The organism is Methylomonas rivi, from assembly GCF_024505165.1.
Taxonomy (GTDB): Bacteria; Pseudomonadota; Gammaproteobacteria; order Methylococcales; family Methylomonadaceae; genus Methylomonas; species Methylomonas rivi.
In genome coordinates this window covers 1-3676 of record NZ_JANIBK010000238.1, presented here as the reverse complement: position 1 = coordinate 3676, position 3676 = coordinate 1, and the positions used below count along the sequence as shown (strand labels likewise).

Here is a 3676-nt window from a genome sequence, read left to right as displayed (position 1 = left end):
CTGATGCGCCCGGCCCGGCCTGCATCATGCGGATAAGGCTGCGCCACGGCGTTTGACCATGGACATGACTCCCACGATCGCCGAACCGAACAACCACAATGCCGAGGGCAGCGGCACCGCCGATACGGCGGATTCGACGGCGAATTCGAACGCTTCGTGGCTCAAGCCGCGATTAAAGAAAATCGAAAACGGGGTTGACGCATTGCCGATGGGTTGTAAAGACTCCGCCGCCGTTTCGAAAATTTGCAGCGTGATCCAATAGGCCCCCACGCTGCCGCCCGGGTTGTTGCCGGCGTTGAAGATCGTAAAATCCAGGTGGCTGTGCAAATCGCCTGCCGCGTCCAATTGATCGATGACCCCAACCGGATTGGTGACGCCGGCGCCGGTAAAAGTGGTCGCTTCGCCCAGCACATCTTCGATGACGATATGTTCGCCGTTGGGTAGCGTATTCGACCAAATCGAACCGTCCCAAAATTGCAGCGTCCCCAACCCCGCAAATCGTAGCCAGTTGCCGGCACCGAATGCGCCTTGGGCGGTATCGGTGTCATAGCCGGGGTCGTCGGTATTAAAAAGCCCGCCGGGCAAATCGCCGAAATCGGCTTCAAAAAAGCTGGCGTTAACATAAATATCGTTGCCGACCTTCCACGGCTGTATATCGCCGGCGTGTTGCTCCGCCGCCGCGGCCACGGACAAATTCAAACTCATACCCAGCACTAAAACGTGTTTTAACCATTGCTTTTGCATCATTTTCTCCTGAAGACCAATAACACCCGCCAAACCAATTCGGCGGAACGAACTGTGAATGAGTTCGTAATGTTATAATATAACATATCATTCGCAAGCGCAAACGCATTCGCCCGCCGCCCGAGAAATACGGCCGGATTAGCAAATACCCGCGACCGGCGCGACCGCTTGCGTATTTACCCGTATTTACACGCGCTTAACGTATTTTTACTTTTAAAAAAGTATCTTTCCCCCGGGCTACCCGCGGAAATTTTTCGCTCATCCGTCGCAATACAAGGTGAAAAAATGGATTCAGGTCATTTATCGTTCGCACGCTCTTGCATTCAACCCGCCATTGTCCGCATACCGGCCACGGTCAATTTGCCCTTCGCACTGGCCGCCGCCATCCTGTCAGGGGCTGAAGCCGCGGATTTGCCAATCCCGTCCGGTGAAGACATGGTTTCCGGTACGCCGCCGACAGACGTTGCCCCGCCGCTTCCCGACGGCGAAAATTGACCGCCACGCTCTCCGTGACGCCGGCAGGCAAAACCGACAGCCACTGGTGGAAATTTTGGTAATGCCATTCCCCCGCGAATGCGCTACGATGCCTACATCGAATACCACATACCCGCGCTGTTAGCGCCTGAAGGGGAAACGTTATGCTGAGTTCCATTTATGCGGCCTTATTGGCTCTGTTCATCGTCCGGCTGTCGCTGGGCGTAATCAAATTGCGCCGGACCGAGAAAGTCAGTCTGGGCGACGGCGGCGTCACCGCCTTGCAAAATGCTATCCGGGCGCAGGGCAATGCCACGGAATATGCGCCCATTTCATTGATTTTACTGATCCTGCTGGAATTAAACGGCGGGCACGTACTGCTGATTCATTTGGGCGGCATAACCATCCTGGCGGGACGTGTGCTGCATGCCAATGGATTGTTGAGCGAAAATATGCGCCACCGCATATTAGGCATGCAATTGACGATTTACGGCTTGATTGGGTTGGCGATAGCCAACCTCGGTTATGCCGCGTATCGGCAGATTTTCATCTGACCCGACAGCTCTGAAACCACGCAGGTACACTCCGAAATCTGTAATGGCGGCATAATTCGAACGGGAGAACTACATGTCGGAATTGGTTTGCAATGAATCGAACGATTCGGCCACCTGGGGGCTGGTCGATCTATTTGCCTGGAAAATGCTGCCGCAGCGGCTAGGCGGCGGCAAGCAGTATATTCAGGCATTCAAGGACAACTGGGTGCGCCACAATAAAACCGCCATCCTGGCCGCGGCGGCGCGCTATAACATCCCGCCGTTATTGTTGGCCGGGGTTTGTTGGATAGAGGTGGGCGGCGACCCTAATTTTATCGACGGGGTAGCCTTCGAGGTACGCGCCTTCGACTGGAGCGGCCCGCCGTGGGTCGATAGAAATTTAACCGTCACCCGGCATCCGGCGAAAACCTCCTTCGGCGCGGTCAGCATACAACTCAGGGCCGCCGCGGAAACCCTGGGCCTGAACCCCGCCGAAATGTCCACCGAACAACTGAGAGACTTGGCCGACTGCCTGGAACGGGACGTATTTAACATCGAGGTGGTTGCCCGCCACCTTAGACAATTAATCGAACACGATAAATTGCAAGGCAGCCTGCCGGTGTTGAGCATGGACCAGGTACGCATAGTGGGGGCCCGTTATAACCGGGGTGTGGGATTGTCGATGGAAGAGCTGATGAAAAACACCAGCTATGGCGATTTTATCGTTAAGTTTTGGCCGCGCTTTTCCGATTTGCTCAAATGAGTTCGGGGGCTTCGATGAAACCGGTATTTAAGCTGTTCGCGCACCTGTTATTCGTGGCCGGGATGCTGGTGTTTTATGTCCTGCCCGCCAACCCCTACGACTGGATGCAGGAATTCGATCCAGCCCTGTCCGCCGAAACCCTGGAAGATCCGTCGGGCGACAACCTGATATTTACGTTTCTGCTGCTGCTGGGCATGGCCGTAATGCAAGCCGCACTGATTGCAAACAGCCGCAGCCAGCTGGAAAAGCGGGTGTCCGTGAGCTTGATCTTGATTGCGGCGGTTTTTTGGGCCGTGAAATTCTGGCTGTGACGCCCCACTAAAAGTAGTCGCCGGGATATTGGCGAGAACGCGCGGTTTTATTGGGCGCGGAAGAAAACAGGGCGCCGCTCGCGCCAGCGTTTGTTCAACATCAGCACGACCGGACAAAAATCAGAATACTATTGGCCGGAATAGCGATATCGGCCGAGCGCGGCAGTCCGTGCATGCCGGCGCCGGAGGTATAAACGCCCTTGCCGTTGCCGACCATCCAGGGATTCATCCAGTTATCGTAAATATCGCTGTTAAAGGCTTCCGCCCAGAAACCCGGTAGCGGGAATCCCAGCCAATACTCGTGAAAGGTGGTTTCGTTGAGGCTGGCCACCACCACCACGTCGTGCCCCGCGCCCGGCAGCCAACGGTGAAAAGCCAGTATCCGGTTCCGGTTGTGTACATGAAACACATTCAGACCGCTGCCTGTCAGACCGGGCAGGCGGTTACGGGTAGCGATCAGCTCCCGGCTGAAACGCAGAAAATCGACCCTGGCTTGGCTAAGATTGTCCCAACCGATTTCATGCCCGCTGTGCGGTTGGTCGCTCCATTGTTTGTCCTCCAGAAATTCCTGCCCCATAAACAGCTGCGCAATCCCGGCGGCGGTCAGGGTCAAACCCAGCGCCACCCGCGAGCGGCTGCGGGCATACCAGGATTGGCTGTCGTCGCTGTCGGCGATTTTGGGGATGCGCCAACCCCTGTCCTGGCGGACGATATCGTGATTTTCGCTGCATTGTACCGCCCGCCATGAATCGGCCAACTTGGGGCTGGCGATTTCCCGGGCAATCCGGTCCATATCCACAAAAGCGGCCGCGCCGCCGGAGGCCTGGCCGACCGCTTCGCGCACCGCATCG

General features: G+C 56.4%; 6 protein-coding genes. 4 read left to right on the top strand and 2 right to left on the bottom strand.

All coding sequences use genetic code 11. The annotated features are described in order from the left end of the window. Positions 1-24: 24 nt before the first annotated feature. Positions 25-744, bottom strand: a complete 720-nt coding sequence (locus NP596_RS20455) for a hypothetical protein (RefSeq protein WP_256617238.1) — start codon at positions 742-744, stop codon at positions 25-27. A 168-nt stretch (positions 745-912) separates the two neighbouring features. On the opposite strand from NP596_RS20455, the gene NP596_RS20450 reads away from it, so the two are divergent. The 4 genes from NP596_RS20450 to NP596_RS20435 all read left to right on the top strand — a co-directional run bounded on the left by NP596_RS20450 (position 913) and on the right by NP596_RS20435 (position 2825). Next, a complete protein-coding gene (locus NP596_RS20450; protein WP_256617237.1) occupies positions 913-1239 on the top strand; it encodes a hypothetical protein in 327 nt (108 codons plus the stop codon). A 143-nt stretch (positions 1240-1382) separates the two neighbouring features. Further along, on the top strand, positions 1383-1772 hold the full coding sequence (locus tag NP596_RS20445; RefSeq protein ID WP_256617236.1) for an MAPEG family protein: 390 nt from the start codon (positions 1383-1385) through the stop codon (positions 1770-1772). A gap of 73 nt (positions 1773-1845) precedes the next feature. Then, complete coding sequence (locus tag NP596_RS20440; protein ID WP_256617235.1) at positions 1846-2514, top strand: hypothetical protein; 669 nt, start codon at positions 1846-1848, stop codon at positions 2512-2514. Positions 2515-2528: 14 nt separating this feature from the next. After that, on the top strand, positions 2529-2825 hold the full coding sequence (locus NP596_RS20435; RefSeq protein WP_256617234.1) for a hypothetical protein: 297 nt from the start codon (positions 2529-2531) through the stop codon (positions 2823-2825). 100 nt (positions 2826-2925) lie between these two features. Here the strand turns inward: NP596_RS20435 and NP596_RS20430 are convergent. Beyond that, positions 2926-3676: alpha amylase C-terminal domain-containing protein (locus NP596_RS20430; RefSeq protein WP_256617233.1), on the bottom strand; the 751-nt coding region annotated here is incomplete at its 5' end.